Genomic DNA, 21714 nt, shown 5'->3' with positions numbered 1-21714 from the left:
CCCTCGGGGTGTGCAACGCCCCCGTGCTCGCAGTAGTTCCGCAGCCGGCGTCCAGGTGCGCGGGCGCGCGGCGCCGTCACCCGCCCGCACTCCTGCAGCACCCCCGACGGGACTCGAACCCGCACTGAAGCGCTTTTAAGGCGCCTGCCTCTGCCGTTGGGCTACGGGGGCCCGGCCTGCCACGTCCGCCCGCGGCGGCCGGCGGACGACCACGCTAGCCGCGCCGGCGCGGCCGCGAGGCGATCACCGCGGTGCCGCCGCGGCGAGGTCGCGCGCCCGTCCGACGACGACGTCGAGCATCGGCTCGGTGAGACGGCCGGTCGAGGTGTTCTGCTGGCTGACGTGGTAGCTCCCGAGCAGCACCACGGGCGCCGCGCCGGGGCGGCCGAGGTCAGCGCGGGCCCCGTGCCCGAAGACGGGCGCCGGTCGCGGCACCGACCACCCCGCGCGGCGCGCCAGCCCCAGGGCGCTCTGCCAGGCGAAGCCGCCGAGGGCCAGCACGACGGCGAGGTCGGGCATGAGCACCACCTCGCGGTCCAGCCACGGGGCGCAGGTGTCGCGCTCGACCGGCAGCGGCGCGTTGTCGGGCGGCGCGCAGCGGACGGCGGCGGCGATGCGGGCGCCGTGCGCCACCAGGCCGTCGTCGCTCGCGGTGCTCGTGGGCTGGTTGACGAGCCCGGCGCGGTGCAGCGCCGCGAAGATCCAGTCCCCCGAGCGGTCGCCGGTGAACACGCGGCCCGTCCGGTTGCCGCCGTGGGCGGCGGGCGCGAGGCCGAGCACCAGCAGGCGCGAGGCGACGTCGCCGAAGCCGGGGATCGGCCGGCCCCAGTACTCCTGGTCGCGGTAGGCGCGCCGGCGCGTGCGTGCGACCTCCTCGCGCCAGGCCACCAGCCGCGGGCAGGCCCGGCAGTCGCTGACCCGCGCGTCCAGGGCCGGGACGTCGGGGGCCGCGGCGGCCCGACGCCGGACGCCCGCGGCGCTCGTCGCGGCGGGGACGCCGCCGAGGAGCCGGCCGGGGGCGAAGGGCCCCGGCGCGTCGTCGCCCGCTGCCCGGACCTCGGCCGCCTGGTCCTCCGCTGCCGGGTCGTGCGCTGCCTGCTCCTCCGCTGCGGGGGCGTCCACCTCAGGCCAGCGACAGGGCGATGCCGTCGAGGATGTCGTGCTCGCTCGTCACGACCGAGCGGACGTCGGCGACGTCGGCCACCCGCTCGACGACGCGCGCCCACACGAGCGCCCCCGCCCCGATGACGTCGACGCGCCCGGGGTGCATGAACGGCAGGGCCGCGCGCTGCTCGCGCGTCATCGACAGCAGCTCCTCGCAGGCCGCGAGCACGTCCGGGACGGGCAGGACGGCGCCGTGCAGGCGCTCCGGGTCGTAGCGCGGCAGGCCGAGCGCGTGGGCGGTGATCGTCGTCACCGACCCCGCCACGCCCACGAGCGCCCCGGCGGCCTCCAGCGGCACCGCCTGCGCCACGCGGTCCAGCGCGGCGTCGACGTCGGCGCGCGCCGCCGCGATCTGCGCCGCCGTCGGCGGGTCGTCGTGCAGGTGGCGCTCGGTGAGGCGCACGCACCCGACGTCCACCGACAGCGCCGCCGGAGCAGCGCCCGAGGCGGTCGCGTCGGGGTCGCCGAGGACGACCTCGGTGGAGCCCCCGCCGAGGTCGACGACGCAGTACGGCGACACGAGCGAGACGCCGTCGGGCCCCCGCGGCGGCACGCCCGTCGCCGCCCCGCGGAAGGACAGGGCCGCCTCCTCGGCGCCGGGCACGACCTCGGGCTCGACGCCGAGGGCCTCGCGCACGCCGTCGACGAAGACCTGCGCGTTGGAGGCGTCGCGGCTGGCCGACGTCGCCACGAAGCGCGTGCGCTCGACGCCGAGCTCGCGCACGAGGGCGGCGTAGTCGCGCACCGCCGCGAGCGTGCGCTCCAGGGCGGCGTCCGACAGGCGCCCCGTCGCGTCGACGCCCTCGCCGAGCCGCACCACCCGCATCTCGCGGTGGACGTCGACGAGCGGCTGCCCCGCCACCGCCGGCGCCCCGGGCTCGGGCAGGTCGGCCACGAGGAGCCGGATGGAGTTGGTGCCGCAGTCGATGGCCGCCACGCGCGTCATGGCCCCACCCTCCCAGCCCCCCGCAGCCGCTCGCGCGCCGTCGTCCCGGACGGACCGGCGCCTGCCACCTCGTCGACACGGACGCCGCCCGGAGCGCCCCACCCCCGCACCTCGTCGACAGATCGCCGCCGGTGGCGCCCCACCGCCGCACCTCGTCGACAGATCGCCGCCCGTCGCGGCCCCACCGCGGCACGTCGTCGACAGATCGCCGCCCGTCGCGCCCCACCGCGGCACCTCGTCGACAGATCGCCGCGCCGACCACGGCGGTGCGGGAGGCGGGTGGGCGACCGGGTGCGGCGGGTGGCACGCTCGGGCGGGTGACGACCCAGGCAGGACGACCGGCACGGCAGCGGCGCACCGACGACGTCGACGTCGTCGTGGTGGGCGCGGGTCCGAACGGCCTCGCGGCGGCCGTGGTCTGCGCTCGCGCGGGGCTCTCGGTGGAGGTGGTGGAGGCGGCCGACACCATCGGGGGTGGTGCGCGCACGCAGGAGCTGACGCTGCCGGGCTTCCGGCACGACGTGTGCTCGGCCGTGCACCCCATGGCCGTGGCGTCCCCCTTCTTCGAGGCCTTCGACCTCGCGGCGCACGGCGTCGACATGCTCCAGCCGGAGATCCCCTACGCCCAGCCCCTCGACGGCGGCCGGGCGGGCCTCGCCTTCCGCGACCTGGAGCGCACGGTCGAGGGCCTCGGGGTCGACGGACCGGCCTGGCGCTCGCTCGTCGGCCGCCTGGCCGAGACCTGGCGGGGCACCGCCGACGTCGCGCTCTCGGACTTCCGCTCCCTGCCCCGCCACCCCCTGCAGGCGGCGTCCTTCGCCGCCGCGGTCTTCGAGCAGGGCACCCGCGCGTGGGACCTGCGCTTCCGCGAGGACGTCGCCCCGGCCCTGCTCACCGGCGTCTCCAGCCACGCCATCGCCCCGCCGCGCCGCCTGGCGCCCGCCGCCGGCGGCCTGTGGCTCGCGAGCCTGGCGCACGCCCGGGGCTGGCCCATCCCCCGCGGCGGGTCGCAGTCGATGATGGACGCGCTCGCCGACGACGTCCGGGCCCGCGGCGGCGTCATCCGCACCGGCGAGAAGGTGGAGTCGCTCGGGCAGCTGCCGCGTGCGCGCGCCGTGATGATGGACGTCGCCCCCCAGGGCCTGCTCGACGTCGCCGGGGACCAGCTCCCGCCCGGCTACCGCCGCTGGCTCGAGCGCTGGCGCTACGGCGGCGGCGTCTGCAAGGTCGACTACGCGCTGTCGGGGCCGGTGCCCTGGGCGGCCGAGCACGTCGACCGCGCCGGGACGGTGCACCTGGCCGGCTCGCGACCGGAGATGCAGGCCGCCGAGCGCGACGTCGTCGCCGGGCGCCACGCCGAGCGGCCGGTCGTGCTGGCCTGCCAGCCCGGCGTCGTGGACGACAGCCGCGCGCCGGAGGGCAAGCACACGCTCTGGACCTACGCCCACGTCCCGAACAACTCCCCCCGGGACATCAGCGACCAGATCACCGCGCAGATCGAGCGCTTCGCGCCCGGCTTCCGCGACCTGGTCCTCGCCACGGACGTCCTCCCGGCAGCCGGGCAGCAGGGGCGCGAGCCGAACAACGTCGGCGGTGACATCGCCACCGGCGCGGTGACGCCCTGGCAGCTCGTCATGCGGCCCGTGCCGACGTGGGACCCGTACCGGACCCCGCTGAACGGCGTCTACCTCGCCTCCGCGTCGGTGCCCCCGGGCCCGGCCGTGCACGGCATGGGCGGCGTCCACGCCGCCGGACGAGTCCTGCGCCAGCGCTTCGGCCGGAAGGTCGACCCGCTGGACGTCGTCCGCGACGCCGCCTGAGAGGTCCCGACCAGCGCACCGGGCCCGGGCGCCCGGCGGTGCGCGCTCCGCGGCGAGCCGCCGCGACCTAGACGCCCAGCACGCCGGTCACCAGGAGCGCCAGGCCGACCACGGCCAGCAGCGCCGCCCCGACGAGCAGTCGCGCCGTCGCCCGTCCCCGCGGGAGGACGCGCTCCCGGACCGGTGCACTGCGACGAGCTCGGTCCGGGGCGAGCTCCAGGGGGTCCAGGGGCTCGCGCGTGACCACGCCGCGGTCGTGCTGCCCGCCGCGGAAGGCCGCGGTGGTGACGGCGAGCCAGCCCGCTCCGAGCGCCCAGCCGGCCAGCACGTCGGTGACGAAGTGGACGCCGAGCGCGAGGCGGGTGAGGGCGACGGCGACGACGACCAGCGCGGTGGCGGCGACGAGCCAGGGGCGCAGGCCGCGGCGCACGACGGGGAGCACCAGGAGGAGCACCAGCGTCCACGTCACGAGGGAGGCCGCGGCGTGCCCGCTGGGGAAGCTGGCGCTGGCGGGCGCCTCGACCACGGGAGACGTGACGACCGGGCGCGCCCGGTCGACGACCGCCTTGGTCAGGGGCACCAGCACGGCCAGGCCGACGCCGGTGGTCGCGGTGAGGGCGGCGGGACGCCGCCGCCCGCGGACGAGCAGGAGGGCCGTGACCAGGACGAGCACGAGGGCGGCGGTGACCGTGCCGCCGAGGGAGGTGACCGCGCGCAGCACCGCGACCAGGGTCGGGGAGCCGCTGACCGAGGCGTTGAGGTCCGCGGCGACGCCGCCGTCCAGGGTGGAGAGCGGGGCCCAGGAGCGCTCCACGAGGAGCCACAGCAGCAGGAAGGGCACGGCGCCCAGCACGAGCGCCCCCCCCCCCCCCCCAGCCGAGCAGCGCCCGGGCCCCGGAGCGGCCGATCCTCGCGATGTCCGCGGTGTCCGCGGGGCCACCGGGTCGGGCGCCGGAGGAGTCGCTCACGCCGTCAGCCCTCGACCTGCGCGGAGCGCACCCGGCAGCCCGGCGCCGCCCCGACGCGGCGGCACCGGCACCGGCACGGCACCGGCACCGGCACCGGCACCGGCACCGGCACCAACACGGTGGAGCCGTGACGCCGACGCCCGACCTCAGGAGGGGCCGGGCTCAGGAGCGGTCGCGGCCTGCGCGCAGGGGCCGCGCTCCCCCCACGGCTCGAGCATCGACAGCGCCTCGTCGCCGAGCGGCGTGGTGCCCGGTCCGGCGGCCAGCGCATGGGCGACGAGCACGTGCAGGCACTTCACGCGGGTGGGCATGCCGCCGGCGGACACGCCCTCGATCTCCGCGACGTCGCCGAGCTCGGCCCGGCGGCGCAGGTAGTCCTCGTGGGCGCGCGCGTGCCCGGCCGCCAGCTCGGGGTCCTCTCCGAGGCGCGCGGTCATCTCCCGCATGACGCCGTCGGACTCGAGCGTCCCGATGGCCGAGGCCGCCCGCGGGCAGGTCAGGTAGAAGGTCGTGGGGAAGGGCGTGCCGTCGGGCAGGCGCGGCACGGTCTGCACGACGTCCGGCTGCCCGCAGGGGCAGCGGTGGGCGACGCGGACGGCGCCCCGCGGCGTCCGCCCCAGCTGGGCCGTGACGGCGGCCTCGTCCTCGGGAGCCAGCCCGGCGCCCTCGGCGACCGACGCGTCGGTTCTCTCGCTCATCGGCCGGACGCCTCCAGCCCCGCCGAGCCCACCGAGTCCCACAGCACCCCGAACCACGGGCGCTGCTGGACGCCGCGCACCTCGTCCGCCGCCGCGGCGCGCGGGTCGAGGGCCGCCTGCTGGCTCGGGGAGACGCCGACGACGCGGTAGAGCTCGTCGCCCGGCATCACCAGGGCCAGCCGGTCGCGGGCCTCCCGCTCGACGAACGCCGGGTCCTCCCAGCGCGACAGCTGGAGCTCGAGGTCCTCGACGTCGTCCCGGGTCGCGCTCAGCTCCGCGCGCGCGGAGGCGATCTCGGCCCGCTGGCTGATGCTCGCGTGCAGGTAGGGGGCCAGCGCGGCGGCGACCACGAGGAGCAGGACGGCGAGCGCGGCGGCGCGCCGGGTGAGACCCCGCGGAGCCGGGAGGGACGCCGCGGCGCCGCGGGACGTGCGCCGGGGCGAGGCACCGGCGGGCGGCGACGCAGGGGCACCGGCGCCGCGCCGGGGGGCCGACGTCGAGCCCGCGCGCGCGGAGCCGGTCCGCGGGCCGTCACCGGCGACGCGCGGGAGCTCCTCGTCGACGTGGCGCTCGCGGCCGCTCCCCGCGCCGACCTCCTGAGCACCGCTCGCGCGGCCCGCCCGGGGCGCCACCGGGCGCCGTCCTGCCGTCATGCTGCTCCCCGCTCCTCGCCCTGGCACCGCTGACCGGGACGCAGGCCGCGCTGCGCGCGACCTGCGTCCCCGAGAGCAGGTGTCAGCCCTTCCACCGCGGGAAGGCGCCGCGGCCGGCGTAGCGCGCGGCCTCGTCGAGCTCCTCCTCGATGCGCAGGAGCTGGTTGTACTTCGCGACGCGCTCCGAGCGCGCGGGGGCGCCCGTCTTGATCTGCCCGCAGTCGGTGGCGACGGCGAGGTCGGCGATCGTCGTGTCCTCGGTCTCGCCCGAGCGGTGGCTCATCATCGCCCGGTAGCCGCTGCGGTGGGCCAGGGCCACGGCGTCGAGGGTCTCGGTGAGCGTCCCGATCTGGTTCACCTTGACCAGCAGCGCGTTGGCCGCGCCGCCGTCGATGCCGCGCTGCAGGCGCTCGGGGTTGGTGACGAACAGGTCGTCGCCGACGATCTGCACGCGCTGGCCGAGCTGGGAGGTCAGCGACGCCCAGCCCTCCCAGTCGTCCTCGTCCAGCGGGTCCTCGATGCTCACGAGCGGGTAGGCGTCGACCAGCTCGGCGTAGTAGGCCGACATCTGCTCGGCGGTGCGCTCCTGGCCCTCGAAGCGGTAGACGCCGCCGGAGTGGAACTCGGTGGCCGCGACGTCGAGCGCGAACGCGATGTCCGAGCCCAGCGACAGCCCGGCCTTCTCGACGGCGGTGGCGATGAGGTCGAGCGCCTCGCGGTTGCTCGGCAGGTCGGGGGCGAAGCCGCCCTCGTCCCCGAGGCCGGTGGCCAGCCCGCGGGCCTTCAGCACCGACTTCAGCGAGTGGTAGACCTCCGCGCCCCAGCGCAGCGCCTCGCGGAACGTCGGCGCGCCGATCGGCGCGATCATGAACTCCTGGACGTCGACGCCCGAGTCGGCGTGGGCGCCGCCGTTGACGATGTTCATCATCGGCACGGGCAGCACGTGCGCGTTGGGGCCGCCGACGTAGCGGAACAGCGGCAGCGAGGCCGACTCGGCGGCCGCGCGGGCCACCGCGAGGGAGACGCCCAGGACGGCGTTGGCGCCGAGGGAGGACTTGTTCGGCGTTCCGTCGAGCTCGAGCATCGCGGCGTCGACGAGGCGCTGCTCGGACGCGTCGAGGCCGACGAGCTCGGGGCCGATGGTGTCGAGGACGGCGTCGACGGCGCCCTGGACGCCCTTGCCGAGGTAGCGGGCGTCGTCGCCGTCACGGCGCTCGGTGGCCTCGAAGGCGCCGGTGGACGCCCCCGAGGGGACGGCGGCGCGGGCGAGGACGCCGTCGTCGAGGGCGACCTCCACCTCCACGGTGGGGTTGCCTCGTGAGTCGAGGATCTCGCGGGCTCCGACGGCCTCGATGCTGGCCACGACGGTCTCCTTGGGGCTCGGGGGTCGGGCGGGCTGGCCCCTCCGGACAGACGTCTTCGGGGGCCGGGGCGACCGGGGCCGCCCATCACGGCGACCCTATCGGCGCCGGGCCCGGCCCACGCGGACCTCGCGCGGCGTGGGACCAGCGTGCGCGGACGGCGGCTCGTAGCCCCCGTCGGCCAGCCCGGCGCCCCGCTCGAACCGGCTGCGCCGCGGGTCCCCTCCCGTGAGCGCGGCCTCCAGGCCGTAGAGGAGCGGCATGAGGACCGGCCCCAGCAGGGCCCACTGGTCGGCGTGGCGGGCCTCGTGGCGACGGCGGCGCTCCCCGCCGAGGTCGCCGTGCAGCCACACGCTGCCCACCGTCGTCCCGCCCCGGGCGTAGCCGCCGCGCATCCCGCCGCACTCGACCACGAGGTCGCGCCCGACGACCACCCGCCCGCCGTGCGCGACGCCCCAGGCGAGCGCCGCGGCGCTCGGGACGAGGTTGAGGTAGGCCCGGAGCAGCCACCAGGCGCGGGTGCGGGCCCCGGGCCCGCCCGGTCGGCTGGGAGGCCTGCGGGACGTCGACGGGGGCGGCACCGGCACGGGTCGACGCTGGCAGCCCGCGGCCCGCGGCGCACCCCGGTGGCGGCCTCGGCGTCTCCGCGCCTCGGACGGCCGCGCTCCTGGACTCCGCCGCGTGCTGCGGACGCCGGACCGCACCGCCGCGGGGGCGCCCGGAGCCCGGCCGCGGAGCCGGCGCGGAGGGCGCGGGCCCGCCACCCTGCTGGACTTCCTCTGCCTCGACCCCGCGCCGCTGCTCGCCCCCGCGCGCCGCACCCGACGGCCGCCGACGGCCGGGCCGGACCCCCTGCCCCGCGCCCGCGAGCTGCTCGCCGGGACGCTCGACGGCGACACCCCGCGCCTGCTGGCCGCCACCGGGTGGTCACGCGCCTGGTGACCGGCTCGCCCGTCGTGGGGGCGCACGTCCGCGGCTCGACGGACGAAGCGCACGAAGTCCGCCCCGTGAGCCCCAGCAGGCGGAGAAGGCGCACGAAGTCCGCCCTCCGAAATTCGCCAGGCGGAGGCGCACGAGGTCCGCCCCGCGGGCGCTGCGGGCTCAGCCGACCGCGTAGCCCCAGCGCGCCAGCGGCTCGGCGAGGACCTGCTCCACGGCGGCCAGCTGGGCCGCGGTCAGCTCGTCGCGGAAGGCCTCGCGGCGGCCGCCCTCGAGGCGGTGGCGCTGCAGACCCGCCTCGAAGGCCGGCGTCCACGGCAGGCCGAGGAAGTGAAGGACCTCCCCCACGACGGCGCGGGGGTCGGCCAGCAGGTCCTCGTAGCGGACGTCGAGCCACTGGCCCGGCGGCGTCAGCGCGCGGGCGCGCTCGGCGGCGTCCAGGAGCATCCGCCAGCCGAGGGCCGCCAGGACGGCGAAGTCTCGCCCTGATCGGTCCCACGCCTCGTGCAGCTCCGGCGGCAGCGGCCCGTAGATCCACCGGTCCGGCCCGCGCCGGCCGTCCCACCAGCCCATCTGCAGCCACGAGCTCGCCACGGCGCGGCCGTCGCGCACGACGTTGACGGTGCGCAGCTCGGGCAGCGCCTCGCGCAGCAGACCCGTGCGCGGCCAGCCGGTGAGGTGCTGGAGGAGGACCTCGGCGCCCTGGGCCCGACGGCGCTCCTCGACGAAGGCGACGAGCCGGCGGCGCACGTGCGGGGTGAGGTCCTCGGCGAGCAGGTCGCGGCACGGCGCGGAGAAGCCGGGCATGACGTGCCGGTCGAAGAGGGCGTAGGCCTCCGACGGCCGCACGCCCATGCGGCCGCGCTCCAGCAGCGCCGTCGCCTCGGACAGCGCGCGCATCGACGACGGCCGCGGTGCGCCGGCCCGGTACAGCCGGCTGTTCCACCGCCCGCGCGAGCCCAGGCGCCACAGCTTGTCGTCTACCCCGGAGACGAAGCCGGTGGCGGGGTGGCGGGCCACGACCTCGGTCACCAGCGTCGTGCCGCTGCGACCGGTCCCCGTGACGACGGCCAGGCGCGGGGCGCCCGGCAGGGCGGCGGCCGACGGCGGGGTGGTCGGCGCGGGCCCGCTCACGAGGCCGCCCCGTCCGCCGCCGCCGCCGACCGCACGGCGGCTGCGGGCGCGGTGCGGTCGCCGCGGGTGCGCAGCACGAGGCGCCCCGGCGCCGTCAGCGCCCCGACGAGCGCGCGCGCCCGGCGCGGCATCGCCCGGCGCCACTCGTCGTCCTCGCGGAGCACCACCGGCCCCGACCGGTGGCGGTCGGGGTTGCCCGCCACGGTGTGGGTGGGCGCGAGGACCGCCTCGACCGGCGCGCCCCCGCCGCCGCGCAGCGGCAGGTGCTCGGCGGGCAGGCCGGCGACGCCGGCCGCCGCGCGCAGGGCACCGGCGGGGTCGGCGACGAGGTCCTCGTAGCGCACGCGCACCGCCGGCCGCCGCGTGGACGACGCGCGCCCCGGGGGGCGCGGGAGCGGGGTCGCGCCCGCGGGCGCGCCCGGCGCGGGGGGCCAGGCGAGCGCCGCCACCACGTTCCACAGCACCCACAGCACCGAGCTGCGCACGAGCCCCGGACGGGGCATCAGCGCACCGGCGCCCGCCCGGTCCCCCGTGGGCTTGCGCCGGCGCCAGGACCACGCCGTCGCGCGGGGGTCGCGCACCAGGTGCACCACGCGCAGGTCCACCCCCGGGAGCTGCTGCAGCAGCAGGCCGTACAGGGGCAGCTTCGAGGGGTCGACGACCACCCGGCACCCGGTGGTGCGGGCGATCGCCGCGTAGAGCTCGGCCAGGACGGCGTCGTCCGGCGACGGCGGCACCGGCGGCAGGCCGAGGGCTCGGCGCGCCAGCAGCCGGGGCAGGCGGCGCGCGCGCATCCGCCGCCGCAGGCGCTCCGCCAGGCCCGCCGGGTCGAGCTCGGGGTGCGCGCGCCGGACGTCGGCGAGCACGGCCGTCCAGACCGGGCACCGGGAGAACGGGTCCCCGCAGCCGCACCGGTGGTCCTCCACGACGCCGCGCTGCCACAGGAAGCGCAGCTCGCCCGCGCAGAACGCCCCGGGCAGCTGCCCCAGCGCGGAGGCCAGGAGGGTGCTGCCGCTGCGCCCGCTGCCCGCCACGAGGAGCACGACCACGTCGCCCGCCGCGGGGGCGCCGGACGAGCCCGCGCGCGCGTCAGCCACGACGGCCCCCCGCCGTGGCGAGCACCGGCTCGGGGCGCGCGGTGCCCGCGTACACGGCGTCCAGGAGGCGGACGTGGCGCGCCGGGTCGTGCTCGACGAGCACCCGCTCGCGCCCCAGCGCGCCCATGCGGCCCGCCGCGAGCGGGTCGGCGAGCAGCCGCGAGAGCGCACCGGCCAGCGCCTCGGGCCGCTCCGGCGCGACGACGAGCCCGTCGACGCCGTCGCGCACCAGCTCGGGGGCGCCCCCGAGGTCGGTGACGACGGCGGGCACGCCGGCGGCGAGCGCCTCGGTGACGCTCAGCGGCGCGTTCTCGTACCAGCGCGACGGGACGACGGCGGCCACGGCGCCGGCGACCAGCGCCTGCACGTGCTCGCCGGGCAGCCGGCCGTGGAAGACGACCCGGCCGGGCGCCACGCGGGCCGCCAGGGACTCCAGCTCGGCGCGCGCGGGCCCGTCCCCCGCCACGTGCAGCCGGTGCGCGGCGGGGACGCCGGCCAGCGCCCGCAGCAGCACGTCGACCCCCTTCTCGGGGCTGAGCCGGCACGCCACCACGACGTCCCGCCGCCGGCCGGGCACCACGAGGCGGTCCGGGGGCACGACGGGCGCCGGGTTGCGCACCACGTGGACGCGGCCGCGGCCCACGCCGGCGCGCGAGAGCACGTCCGCGAGGAAGCGGCTGGGGCTGACGAAGGCGTGCACGGGGTCGTACGCGCCCAGCGCCCGGTGCAGCGCGCTCTCGAGCGCCACGACCGCGCTCGCGCCGAGCGATCCGCCCTTGCACCGGTGCCGCAGCGCCTGCAGCGGACCGGCGACGCCGGGGCGCACGCACCCCTGGCAGGGGCTCCCGCCGGCGAGCATCTGGTAGCTGGGGCAGACCAGCTTGTAGTCGTGCAGCGTCATGACGCAGCGGACGCCCGCGCGCCGCACCGGGCGCAGGACCGACGGCGACAGCTGGTGGTAGATGTTGTGGCAGTGCACGACGTCCGGCGAGAACCGCTGCAGCGCAGCGCCCATCGCCCGCTCGGCCCGCACCGACCACACGGTGCCCGCCGCGGCGCGCACCCGCGCCGCCGCGCCCGGAGGAGGGGGCTCCAGCTCGACGTGCGGCGCCATCACGTCGGCGAGCGCCATCCCCGGCGGGTCCTCCGGCGAGGCCGTGCCCCAGAGCTCGACGTCGTGCCCGGCCCGGCGCTGCGCGGCCGCGAGGTCCAGGACGTGCGACTCGGCGCCCCCGCGGCGGTGCAGGAACTTGTTGACGTGCAGGACGCGCACGGGCGCGGACACCTCCTGGGCTCTCCCGGTCGGTCCCGCTCTGCGCGACCGCCGCCCACCCCACCACACCGGCGCTCTCGCGCCGCCCCTCCCGCGCCGGGGCGCCCGGCGGGGCCGCCGGAGCGTGGTGGAGCGGCGTCCTCGCCGGCTCCCCGGACCAGGCGCCCCGGACGTGCCGCGAGCACCTGCGCCAGGAGGCCCCGGGCGCGGCCGGAGCCGTGCCACGATGCCGCGGGCGGGCGCAGGCCCCGCCGACCGGCGAGGGAGGACGATGGCCCGGGCACCGCACCCCGACGCCCGCGACGGCGTCCCCGGCGCCGTGCGCCACGCGACCCGCAAGGTCGCCCGCCACGTGCGCTGGGCGCGCACCGAGGGGCTGGGCCGCCTCGTCGAGGAGGACCGTCTGGACCCCCGCGAGCGCGCCGCGACCGCCTGGCGGAAGGCGCGCTGGCGCGCGGCGTCCGGCGGCCCGCGCGGTGCGGCTCGGCCCGTCTACGTCGTCGGCCTCCAGCGCTCGGGCACGAACATGCTGCTGCGCGGGGTGGACGCCGCCCCCGAGGTCCAGGTGCTCGGGGAGGGCGACCGCCGCGTCATGCGCCGCTACCGGCTCTCGGGCGAGGAGCCGCTGGTGGCGGCCGTGCGGAGCAGCCGACACCGCGTCGTCCTGCTCAAGCCGCTGTGCGACTCCCAGCACGTCGACCGCCTCCTGGACTGCCCGCGCCTGCCCGGCGGGCGCGCGGTGTGGGTCTACCGCGAGCCCCTGGCCCGGGCCCGCTCGGAGGTCGCCAAGTTCGGGGCGTCCAACCTGCTCGCGCTGCGGGCGGTCGCGGACGGCCGCGGCGAGGAGGTCTGGCAGGGCGAGAGGCTCCCGGCGGCGTCGGTCGAGCTGGTGCGCTCCTTCGACCTCGCCGCCATGACGCCGGCGAGCGCCGCCGTCCTCCTCTGGGCCGTGCGCAACCGGCTGGTCCTCGACCTCGGCCTCGACCGCCGCGACGACGTCGCGCTCGTGTCCTACGACGCCGTCGTCGCCGACCCCGCGGCCGAGGTGGCGCGGCTGTGCCGGCACGTGGGCGTGGAGCCGCGTCCCGCCCTGTGGGAGCACGTCGAGCCCCGCGCGACGCACCCGCCGGCGCTCGACGTCGACCCGGCGGCGCTGGCGGTGGCGCAGGAGGTCCACCGGCAGCTGGAGGACCTGCGGGACCGGCGGGACCAGCTGGCGGGCAGGCCGTGACGGCCGCCGGGCGCCGGGCGCGGGGCGCGACCGCCGCAGCCGTGGCCCTGCTCCTGCTGACCGCCTGCACCGGGGATCCCGCGCCCCGGGCCGGCGCCCCCTCGCAGACCGCCCTCGACCCCACCGGGACCGCCGCGGCGCCGGGGACGACCGCGGGCGCGCCACGAGGGGGTGGCGACGGGCAGGACGCCTGGGCGGCCCTCGCCGAGGAGGCGGGCGCCTCCGCCGTGGGGCGCCCGGGCCCGCCTCTGGCCGGCCTCGGTGCCAAGTGGGCGTGGAACCGCGTGCAGCAGTACCAGAGCTGGGCGGAGGAGACCGCAGGCGGTCCCAGCTTCGTCGAGGTCGTCTGGTGCGACGTCGAGCCCGTCGAGGGGCGCCGCAGCTTCACCCGGCTCGAGCGCGTCCTGGGCCGGGCGCGGGCGGCCGACGTCGACGTCATGGTCAAGATCCGCGTCGGGCGGTGCTGGGCGACGGCGGGGTCGGTCGAGCACCGGCGCGGCGCCGGCAAGACGGAGTCGGCACCGCCGCAGGACGTCGAGGCGTACACGGACTTCGTCACCGACCTCGTCGGCCGGGGGGCGGTGCTCGGCGTCCGGACGTGGGCGGTGGAGAACGAGGTCGACGCGCCCACCTTCTGGGCGGGCACGGCCGCGGAGTACGACGAGCTCGCGCGGACGGCGGCCGCCGCCGTCCGCGCTGCGGACCCGGAGGCGCGGGTGCTCGACTCCGGCATCAGCAGCGTGGGGCACGGCCGCGGCGTCGCCGACCGCCTGCTGCGCTCGGGGGCGAAGGAGGAGGCCGTCGCGGCGTGGAACGCCTACTACGAGAGGCGCATCGGGACGCGCGGGGAGGTCCTGCCGCGCGTGGACGACGTCGCCGCGCTGGAGGAGGTGCTCGGCGACGAGCTCTCGCAGCGTGCGCTGGCGCAGCTGGACGTCGCCGCGGACCTCGCCGCCGACGGGGTCGTGGACGCCCGACAGGTGCACTTCTACGAGCCCTCCAGCCAGGTGGCCCCGCTGTTCGACTACCTGCGCGCGACGACGCCCGCCGAGGTCCCGCTGGAGGTGTGGGAGCTGGGCGACTTCTCCCGCGGGGGCGAGGCGGGGGACGTGTCCGACGCCGAGCGGGACGGCGAGCTGCTGCGCTCGACGGCGTCCGTGCTCGCCGAGGGCTCCTCCCTGGTGGTGTGGCTCCCGCTGGCCGTGGACCCGGGCGGCCGCAACGCCGACGAGCCCCGGTGGGGCCTCCTGGATCCCGACGGCGAGCCACGGGCCTCCGCCGAGGGCTACGCCACCCTGGCTCGCGCCGCCCGGGCGGGCGCGCGCGCCGTGCCCTTCGTCGCCGGCGACGTGCGCGGCGTCGGCCTGGAGACCGGCGGGCGCACCACCGCCGTCCTGTGGTCCCAGGGCGCCCCCGCCGAGCTCGACCTGGCCGACGTCGACGTGCCCGGCGGCGAGGTCGGCGACGAGCCGGTCGTCGTCGAGACGGACGGCGCGATCGCCGACCTCGCGCGGGCGCTCCGGTGAGGGGCGGGCCGGGTCCGGGCCACGAGGCCCCGGGCGACGCGGTCGGTGGAGCAGCCTCGGGCGCAGCAGGTCCGGGAGCAGGCCCAGGAGCAGCGGCGCCCGGCGACCCCCACGCAGACCTCGACCCGAGCCGGGTCGTGCTCGTGGGCGGCCTGCACCGCAGCGGGACGACGCCGCTGGCGCGGGCGCTCGCGGCGCACCCGCAGGTCAGCGGGTTCGCCGGCACGGGGGTGCCCCACGACGAGGGGCAGCACCTGCAGGACGTCTACCCGCGCGCGAAGGTCCACGGCGGCAGCGGGCGCTTCGCCCGCTCGGGCGCGGCGCACCTGACCGAGCGCTCCCCGCTCGCCACCCCCGACGCCGGCGCGCGGCTCCTGGCGTCGTGGGCGCCGCACTGGGACACCACGCGCCCCGTGCTGCTGGAGAAGTCGCCGCCGGACATGGTCATGGGCCGCTTCCTCCAGCACGTGCTGCCGGGCTCGGCGCTCGTGGTCGTGGTGCGCCACCCGGTCGTGGTGGCCCTGTCGACGAAGAAGTGGCGCAGCGCGATCTCGCGCGACCCGCGGCGCCACGAGAGCCTGCCCGCCCTCGTGGAGCACTGGGTGCTGGCCCACCGCGCGCTGCTGGCCGACCTGCCCTCCCTGCGCCGGGTGCACGTCCTGCACTACGAGGACCTCGTGCGTGACCCGGCCCCGGTGCTCGCCCGGCTGCAGGCCTTCCTCGGCCTGGACGGCCCCGTGCCCGCCGGCAGCCTCTCGGCCGCGCGCAGCACCCGCTACGAGCGCCGGTGGGAGGACCTGGCCTCCTGGTGGCGCCCGGGGCACCGCCAGCGCCGCCGCGTCGAGGACCGGTGGGCGGCCGAGGCCGCTCGGTGGGGGTACCGCCTCGACGACCTGGGCGCCCGCGGCCCGTGGGCGCCCGAGCTCCGGGCGCTGGCGGGGGCGGCCGCGCCGCCCGACCCGTCCGTCTGAGCGGGTCCCCGCCAGCCGGTCCCGGGCCGGCCCGCTCCCCCGAGGGCCCGGCCGGGGCCGCGTCGGTCGAGCCTCAGCGCCCGACCCGCTCCCCCGCGGGGGTCCGCTCCTCCACCTCGGCGGAGCCGACCTCGTGCGCGGCGCCGCCGTCCACCGCGCCGCTGCCCGCCGCACCTCGACCGGTCCGGCGCCGCGCCGTCCGGCGCTCGCGGGCGACCTCGAGCAGGAGGACGAGGAGCAGGGCCAGGACGAGCCCCACGGCCGCGGCGGGCAGCGCCACGTCGACGACGACCTCCCGCGCGCTGCGAGCGGTCGTGCCGGTGGTGGTCGTGGTGGTGCGCGCCGGGTCGGCGGCGGCCAGCTGGGCGCGGGCGTCGTCCAGGCGCTCCTGCGCCCGCTCGAGCCGGTCCTCGGCCGCGTCGCGCTCCCCCTCGAGGTCGTCCAGCCGGGCCAGGACCGGCCGGAACCGCTCGAGCCCCGCCTCAGCCTCCTCGGCGGCCTCGCGCAGGGGGCCGTCGTCGGCGTTCTCGCGCCCCTCCGCGGCGGCGACCTGCGTCCGCAGGCTGTTGACGAACGAGAGCTGGGCGGAGTACGCCGAGCGCGCGTCGGCGTAACCGGCCTCGGTGCTGACGGCGCTCATCCCGCTGCTGGCGTCGTCGTAGGCGTCCTGCGCGGACTGCACGGCCGCCTCGGCGATCTCGACGGGCTCCCCGAACAGCGTCGACCGCGCGCGGTCGGCGACGGCCTCGACGACGACGGAGGCGGTCCCCTCCTCACCGGGGGCGGCCGTGTAGACGAGCTCCACCCGGGACGACCCGGCCTCCCGCCCGACCTCCAGGCCCTCGCGGACGCGCGCGGGGTCGAGCCCCGCCGCCTCCGCCGCCGCGCGCCGGGCGGCCGGACCGGTGGCCGCCGAGACCAGGGCCTCGGCGTACTGGTCGACGCCGGTGCCGCCGGTGTAGGGCGAGCCCTCGCTGCCCACCAGCGAGGGGATCTCCACCACCGCCGTGGCCCGGGCCGCCGGGTCCTGCACCAGCGCCGCGGCACTGGCACCGGTCGCCGCGAGCGCGGGCACCAGCACGAGCACGAGCAGGCGCGACCGCCGCGCCCGCAGCCACTCAGCGATCTCCACGGACCTGCTCCTCCTCCTGGCGGCGGGCCGGGGGCTCGCTCGCTCTCGTCCTCGGCGTCGCGCTGGGCGCCGTCGTGCCGGTCGTCGTGCCGGTCGTCCGGGCGCTGGGCGCAGCGTGCCTCATCGCGGTGGCCGCGGGCGGCTGCTCCGGTGATCTCCTCGCACGGCGGCTGCCGCGCCGCAGGCGCGCCAGCGCGGCGTCCGCCAGCTCCCGGTCGTCCGGCGGCAGCCCCAGGAGGAGGAGCGTCCCCGCGAAGACGACGAGCACCGCCGGCGCGGTGAGCAGCACGACCCCGACCCACGAGCCGACGGCCAGCCCCGCGAGAGCCGCCGTCGCCGCCGCGGCGGCCGTGGCGAGCGCCAGGCGCCCGAGGCCCTCCGCCGGGGCGCGCACGCCCACCACCGAGCGGGCGAGCAGCAGCTTGGCGACGTTGCCGACCACCAGGGCCGCGGCCCACGCGAGCGCCGCGCCCACGGCCCCGAGCCGTGGCACGAGGAGCAGGACCAGGACCACGTCCCCGACGAGGACGGCGACGTTGACCGCCATCGACAGGTGCACGCGCCCCGCCATCGTCAGCAGCGCGGTGCACGGGCCGGCCGCAGCGCCGACGAGGTGGCCGACCAGCAGGACCAGCGTCACGGCGGCGGCCGCCGGGAACGCCGTGCCGAAGACCCCGAGCAGCTCGGCCGGGTGGCGGGCGACGACGACCGCGGCCGGCAGCGCGAGCACGAGCGTCCACCGGGTCGCGCTGGCGTAGACGCGCGCGGCCTGCGCCAGGTCGCCGACGTGCAGCAGGTGCGCCAGGTGCGGCGTCGCGGCCCCCACCACGGGCGGGCCGGCGAGCACCACGAGCGCCGCCAGCCGGGTCGCCACGCCGTAGGCGCCCACCGCCTCCTGGTCGACGAGGGCGCCGAGCAGCAGGACGTCGGCCCACACCAGGCCGCTCGCCGCCATCGAGGCCACCCAGCTGACAGCCGAGAACGACAGCACGCGGCGGACCTCCACCACGCGCCGCGCCGGCTCGCCGTCGCGGACCGGCGCGGCGCGGCGCGTCCAGCGGCGCAGGACGACGGCGGCGACGAGGGCCGCCGTCCACGAGGAGACGACGAGGGCCCCGACGGCGCCCGTGGTGCCCGCCCCGACCGCGAGGGCGACCCCGGTGAGGGCCAGGCGCAGCAGCGGCTCCAGCACGCGGCCGACGAGGGCGTGCACCCGCTGCGTGCGCCAGCCCTGGCTCGCGGCCAGCAGCGCCTCGGCCAGGACCGCCCCGGGCAGGGCGAGCGCCACCAGGCGCAGCAGCGGCACCAGTGCCGGGTCCCCGAGCGCCCCGGCCAGCGCGGGGGCCCCCGCGAGCAGGGCCAGCGCGGCGAGCGCGGAGGCGGCGGCGCTCGTGCCCAGCCCGAGCGCGAGGACCCCGCGCAGGCGCGCGCCGTCGCCGTCGGCGAGGTGGACGGCCGCGAAGCGCGTCAGCGCGGCGCGGAAGCCGCCGAGGGCCACGAGCACGAGGAGCGACAGGGTCGCCACGGCCGTCGTGTAGCGGCCGACCTCCAGCGCGCCCTGCCGGGCGAGGAGCAGGACGACCAGCAGCAGCGAGGCCTGGGAGCACAGCGCCCCGAGGACGGCGAGGACCCCGCCGCGGCCGGCCCGCGCGACGGCGCGGGCCTGCGCGGGGGCCCCGTCCTGGACGGCTCGGGCCGCGGGCGGCGGGGCGCTCACCGCAGGGCGACGGCGCGCGGGACCGGGCGCGCGCCAGGGGCGTCGCCGGCCGCCGCGGCGTCCTCCGGGGCGTCTTCTGGGGCGTCCTCCGGCAGCGGGCCGCGGCCGACGGCGACGGCGCAGGCCGCCAGCGCCATCACGTACCAGAGCACGACCACGCCGGTGATCAGGTTGGCGGCCGAGCTGGCCACCACGACCGCGACCGCGACCGCCGTCGCGGCGCTGGCCGCCGCGTGCTCGAGGGTCCCCGCGCGGGCCCGGTGGACGGCGCGCAGCCCGGTGCCGACGAGCGCCAGGAGGACGGCGAGGTAGGCGAGCAGGCCGAGGACGCCCGTCTCCACGAGCATCCGCAGCACGTCGTTGTGGGGCAGCTTGGCCGCCTCGGTGAGCCCGCGGACGCCGTCGAAGCCGATGCCGGTGAGCGGCCTCTCCCGCGCCAGCGGCAGCAGCTCGGTCCAGTAGTCCAGCCGCCACCGCAGGCTGTCGGTGCTCGAGGTCCGCGCCGCCGCGAAGCGCTCCACCAGGCCCGGCACGGCCACGGCCCCCGCGGTGGCGACCGCCACCAGGCCGAGCAGCAGGACGGGGCGGCGCTGCACCACGACCAGGACCAGGGCGCCGAGGAGACCGGCGACCAGGGCGCCGCGGGTGAGGGTGGCCAGCATCAGGGCCGCCCCGAGGACCAGGGCGCCGGCGAGGGCCGCCCGTGCGGCGCGGCGGCGGACGGCGGGCAGCAGCGCCAGCCCGGTCAGGCCGGCGACGAGGAGGTAGCGGGCGTAGGTCGTCGGGTGGTTGAAGGGCCCGGTCAGGCGACCGGCCAGCCCAGCGGGCCCGTCCCCCCCGCTGCCCGCCCCGTCGAGGACGCCGAGGACCTGCCCGACGCCGACCAGCAGCGGCACCACGGCGCCCGCGGCGACGGCGCCGAGGACGGCTACCAGGCGGCGCCGCGTGGTCACGAGCTGCTCGAGCAGGACGAGCATGGCCACGGCCGAGGACAGGCGCAGCAGCTCGGCGGCGCCGCGCGCCGGCTGCTCGGCGCCGAGCAGGCTCAGCGCGGCCGCGGCGACCAGCGCGAGCAGCGCGGTGCGCAGCGGCGAGCCGCGCAGCCGCCCGCCCGGGCGCTGGGCGATGAACCACACCGCGCTCATCCCGAGCAGGAGCACCGACAGGAGCACGGAGGGGTCGAGCGCGCGGGCCGCGCCCCCTCCGTCGGACAGCCGGACCAGGTCCACGCCCGTGCGCGCGGCCAGAAGCACGAGCACCACGGCGAAGACGCGGGTGAGCGCCAGGGCCGCCAGGACGACGGCGCCGCAGACGGCCACCGGCAGCACGGCCCCCACCCGGTCGCCCTCGGCGACCGCGAGGCCGCTGGCCGCCGCCGCGGCCGCCAGGAGGGCCACCGCCGCCGCTCCGGCGGCCGCGCGGCGGGCGCAGCCCGCCCGGGACCTCCCGGCGCCGGCCACCGGGGCGCCCTCGGACGTGCTGCCGGGAGTGCTCGTCGACGGGCTCGCGGGGGCGCTCACGGACGCGCGGCGGGGGTGCGGCCCGCGGCGGGGCGCGCGGGCGCGGCGCGCACCGGGGTCGGGCGGGACGGCTCGGGGCGGCTGGGCGTCGGGCGTCCACCGCTGGGCGGCAGCGCGGCCGGCGCCGCGGGGCGCAGGGCCGGGGACGGCGAGCCGCCCCGGCGCCGCGCGCGCGGGTCTCGGCGGGCCGGGCTCGGCGCACCGGCGGCGGGAGGACGCCGGACCGCGCCCGACCGGCGCGCGACGACGTCGAGGTAGACCTGCTCGAGGAGGTCCGTGGACCGCTCCCAGCAGTGCTCGCGCAGCACCCGCGCGCGCACCGGGTCGGTGGCCGCCCCGCCGTCGCCCTCGCGGCCCTCCTGGGCGAGCACCCGTCGCATCGCGGCCGCCAGCGCCGCCTCGTCGTCGACCGGCACGAGCGCGTGCCGGGAGGGCGCGCGACCGAGGAGCTCGACGTGCGGGGCGATGTCGCTGGCCACCACGCGAGCACCCGCCGAGAGGGCCTCGAGCACCGTCAGGGGCATGCCCTCCAGCGCCGACGGCTGCACGAAGGCGAGGGCGCGGGCGTGCAGCGCCTGCAGGACGTCGCCGTACTGGTAGCCCGTCATCACCACGCGGGGGTCCTCCGCGGCCTGGCGCACCAGCGAGGCGGTGTACTCGTCGGAGAAGGAGGAGTCGCCCACCACGACGAGCCGGACGTCGCCCGGCACGGCGCGGAAGGCGCGCAGGAGCAGGTCGGGGCGCTTCTCGGGCACCAGCCGCCCCACGAAGAGCAGGTAGCGCGGCGGCTGGGGCCCGAGCAGCTCGTGCACCAGCTCCCCCACCGCCCCGCAGCGCTCCGGCCCGTCACCGGTCGGCACCTCGGGCGGGGCGCCGCTGCCGACGTCCGCGGCGGGGGGCGCGCCGTTCGGGATCAGCACCGCGCGGCGCCCGAAGCGCCGGGCGTAGTGCTCCTGCAGGGCGCGGGAGACGACGACGAGCTCGTCGGGGACGCGTCCGGAGATCTCGTGCCCCAGCCCGAGCACGCGCTGCGCCAGGCCACCCCACTTGGCGCGCTCGTGGTCGAGTCCGTGCACCGTCTGCACGACCCGGGCGCCCCGCGACAGGCGCACCAGGGGGCTGAGCAGCCCGGGCCCGAGGGCGTGCAGGTGCACCACGTCGACCCCGGCCCGCAGCGCGCTCGCCGTCGAGGTGGCGCTGTGCGTGATGGCGTCCAGGTGCTTCGAGCGGATGGCCGGGGTGGTGACGAGCTCCATGCCGAGGTGGGTCGTGCGGTCGTCGCAGAGCCCGCCGTAGCCCTCGCGGCAGTAGACGGTGACCCGGTGGCCGCGCTCGACGAGCCGGCGGCCGACCTCCTCGACGTGGTGCTCGACGCCCCCGTAGGTGGCGGGGAGCCCCTTCTGCCCCACCATCGCCACGTGCAGCGGGCGGGACGCCCGCTGGCCGCGCAGCAGCGGGACGGCGTGGTCGGGCGCCGTCGAGCCGCCCTCCGGGACGTGTGGCACAGCGGGCCTCCCTGGTCGCCGAGCGCACACGCCCGAATCGTCCCCGTGCGGTCGACGTG

General features: G+C 79.0%; 19 protein-coding genes and 1 tRNA gene. 5 read left to right on the top strand and 15 right to left on the bottom strand.

What is annotated here, in order from left to right; translation table 11 throughout:
* Nucleotides 1–98 precede the first annotated feature (98 nt).
* The 3 genes from Q0848_RS00280 to Q0848_RS00270 all read right to left on the bottom strand — a co-directional run bounded on the left by Q0848_RS00280 (nt 99) and on the right by Q0848_RS00270 (nt 2110).
* Nucleotides 99–171 (bottom strand) — tRNA-Leu (locus tag Q0848_RS00280).
* A 72-nt stretch (nt 172–243) separates the two neighbouring features.
* A complete protein-coding gene (locus tag Q0848_RS00275; RefSeq protein WP_299033131.1) occupies nt 244–1122 on the bottom strand; it encodes a uracil-DNA glycosylase in 879 nt (292 codons plus the stop codon).
* Between the two features lies 1 nt (nt 1123).
* Nucleotides 1124–2110 carry a Ppx/GppA phosphatase family protein gene (locus Q0848_RS00270; protein WP_299033128.1) on the bottom strand — a complete coding sequence of 329 codons (987 nt, stop codon included), beginning with the start codon at nt 2108–2110 and terminating at the stop codon, nt 1124–1126.
* Between the two features lie 317 nt (nt 2111–2427).
* Between Q0848_RS00270 and Q0848_RS00265 the strand changes: the two genes are divergently transcribed.
* Nucleotides 2428–3930, top strand: a complete 1503-nt coding sequence (locus Q0848_RS00265; RefSeq protein WP_299033125.1) for an NAD(P)/FAD-dependent oxidoreductase — start codon at nt 2428–2430, stop codon at nt 3928–3930.
* 67 nt (nt 3931–3997) lie between these two features.
* Here the strand turns inward: Q0848_RS00265 and Q0848_RS00260 are convergent, their stop codons facing one another.
* From Q0848_RS00260 to Q0848_RS00240, 5 genes are all read right to left on the bottom strand, one after another.
* Entirely contained in the window at nt 3998–4783 is a 786-nt protein-coding gene (locus Q0848_RS00260; protein WP_299033122.1) for a phosphatase PAP2 family protein, read from the bottom strand.
* Between the two features lie 261 nt (nt 4784–5044).
* The gene (locus Q0848_RS00255) at nt 5045–5596 is read right to left on the bottom strand and encodes a DUF501 domain-containing protein (protein ID WP_299033120.1); all 552 of its coding nucleotides are present in this window, start codon (nt 5594–5596) and stop codon (nt 5045–5047) included.
* Nucleotides 5593–6249: a septum formation initiator family protein gene (locus tag Q0848_RS00250; protein WP_299033118.1), complete on the bottom strand. Its 657-nt coding sequence runs from the start codon at nt 6247–6249 to the stop codon at nt 5593–5595. The genes Q0848_RS00255 and Q0848_RS00250 overlap by 4 nt, the downstream gene beginning before the upstream one ends.
* 82 nt (nt 6250–6331) lie before the next feature.
* Entirely contained in the window at nt 6332–7612 is a 1281-nt protein-coding gene (eno, locus tag Q0848_RS00245; protein WP_299033116.1) for a phosphopyruvate hydratase, read from the bottom strand.
* A gap of 96 nt (nt 7613–7708) precedes the next feature.
* Entirely contained in the window at nt 7709–8197 is a 489-nt protein-coding gene (locus Q0848_RS00240) for a hypothetical protein (protein ID WP_299033114.1), read from the bottom strand.
* 94 nt (nt 8198–8291) lie between these two features.
* Between Q0848_RS00240 and Q0848_RS00235 the strand changes: the two genes are divergently transcribed.
* A complete protein-coding gene (locus Q0848_RS00235) occupies nt 8292–8552 on the top strand; it encodes a hypothetical protein (RefSeq protein ID WP_299033112.1) in 261 nt (86 codons plus the stop codon).
* 159 nt (nt 8553–8711) lie between these two features.
* Here Q0848_RS00235 and Q0848_RS00230 read toward each other — a convergent pair whose 3' ends face one another.
* Genes Q0848_RS00230 through Q0848_RS00220 form a run of 3 tightly spaced genes read right to left on the bottom strand, consistent with a single transcriptional unit; the run spans nt 8712 to nt 12053 of the window.
* On the bottom strand, nt 8712–9683 hold the full coding sequence (locus Q0848_RS00230; protein WP_299033109.1) for a sulfotransferase: 972 nt from the start codon (nt 9681–9683) through the stop codon (nt 8712–8714).
* Nucleotides 9680–10780, bottom strand: a complete 1101-nt coding sequence (locus Q0848_RS00225; RefSeq protein ID WP_299033108.1) for a hypothetical protein — start codon at nt 10778–10780, stop codon at nt 9680–9682. The genes Q0848_RS00230 and Q0848_RS00225 overlap by 4 nt, the downstream gene beginning before the upstream one ends.
* Nucleotides 10773–12053, bottom strand: coding sequence for a glycosyltransferase (locus Q0848_RS00220; RefSeq protein WP_299033105.1), 1281 nt, complete (start codon nt 12051–12053; stop codon nt 10773–10775). The genes Q0848_RS00225 and Q0848_RS00220 overlap by 8 nt, the downstream gene beginning before the upstream one ends.
* Nucleotides 12054–12324: 271 nt before the next feature.
* On the opposite strand from Q0848_RS00220, the gene Q0848_RS00215 reads away from it, so the two are divergent.
* The 3 genes from Q0848_RS00215 to Q0848_RS00205 all read left to right on the top strand — a co-directional run bounded on the left by Q0848_RS00215 (nt 12325) and on the right by Q0848_RS00205 (nt 15781).
* Nucleotides 12325–13284, top strand: a complete 960-nt coding sequence (locus Q0848_RS00215; RefSeq protein ID WP_299033102.1) for a hypothetical protein — start codon at nt 12325–12327, stop codon at nt 13282–13284.
* A 41-nt stretch (nt 13285–13325) separates the two neighbouring features.
* Nucleotides 13326–14810: a hypothetical protein gene (locus tag Q0848_RS00210; protein WP_299033099.1), complete on the top strand. Its 1485-nt coding sequence runs from the start codon at nt 13326–13328 to the stop codon at nt 14808–14810.
* A 137-nt stretch (nt 14811–14947) separates the two neighbouring features.
* Nucleotides 14948–15781, top strand: a complete 834-nt coding sequence (locus Q0848_RS00205) for a sulfotransferase (protein WP_299033096.1) — start codon at nt 14948–14950, stop codon at nt 15779–15781.
* 73 nt (nt 15782–15854) lie between these two features.
* Here the strand turns inward: Q0848_RS00205 and Q0848_RS00200 are convergent, their stop codons facing one another.
* From Q0848_RS00200 to Q0848_RS00185, 4 genes are read right to left on the bottom strand one after another with little or no spacing between them, the layout of a single operon-like run.
* On the bottom strand, nt 15855–16913 hold the full coding sequence (locus Q0848_RS00200) for a hypothetical protein (protein ID WP_299033093.1): 1059 nt from the start codon (nt 16911–16913) through the stop codon (nt 15855–15857).
* On the bottom strand, nt 16900–18630 hold the full coding sequence (locus Q0848_RS00195) for an oligosaccharide flippase family protein (RefSeq protein WP_299033090.1): 1731 nt from the start codon (nt 18628–18630) through the stop codon (nt 16900–16902). The genes Q0848_RS00200 and Q0848_RS00195 overlap by 14 nt, the downstream gene beginning before the upstream one ends.
* Nucleotides 18627–20150 carry an O-antigen ligase family protein gene (locus Q0848_RS00190; RefSeq protein WP_299033087.1) on the bottom strand — a complete coding sequence of 508 codons (1524 nt, stop codon included), beginning with the start codon at nt 20148–20150 and terminating at the stop codon, nt 18627–18629. The genes Q0848_RS00195 and Q0848_RS00190 overlap by 4 nt, the downstream gene beginning before the upstream one ends.
* Nucleotides 20147–21655 carry a glycosyltransferase family 4 protein gene (locus tag Q0848_RS00185; protein ID WP_299033084.1) on the bottom strand — a complete coding sequence of 503 codons (1509 nt, stop codon included), beginning with the start codon at nt 21653–21655 and terminating at the stop codon, nt 20147–20149. The genes Q0848_RS00190 and Q0848_RS00185 overlap by 4 nt, the downstream gene beginning before the upstream one ends.
* Between the last annotated feature and the right edge of the window lie 59 nt (nt 21656–21714).

The sequence above is a fragment of the uncultured Pseudokineococcus sp. genome, assembly GCF_947495735.1.
GTDB lineage: Bacteria > Actinomycetota > Actinomycetes > Actinomycetales > Quadrisphaeraceae > Pseudokineococcus.
The sequence above is the reverse complement of the archived record's forward strand: the minus strand, read 5'-3'. Positions and strand labels throughout refer to the sequence as shown.

Excerpts from the sequence above, each read along its gene's own strand:
- Q0848_RS00270 (WP_299033128.1), bottom strand. The coding sequence starts at position 2,110 with ATGACGCGCGTGGCGGCCATCGACTGCGGCACCAACTCCATCCGGCTC.
- Q0848_RS00255 (WP_299033120.1), bottom strand. The coding sequence starts at position 5,596 with ATGAGCGAGAGAACCGACGCGTCGGTCGCCGAGGGCGCCGGGCTGGCT.
- Q0848_RS00250 (WP_299033118.1), bottom strand. The coding sequence starts at position 6,249 with ATGACGGCAGGACGGCGCCCGGTGGCGCCCCGGGCGGGCCGCGCGAGC.
- Q0848_RS00215 (WP_299033102.1), top strand. The coding sequence starts at position 12,325 with ATGGCCCGGGCACCGCACCCCGACGCCCGCGACGGCGTCCCCGGCGCC.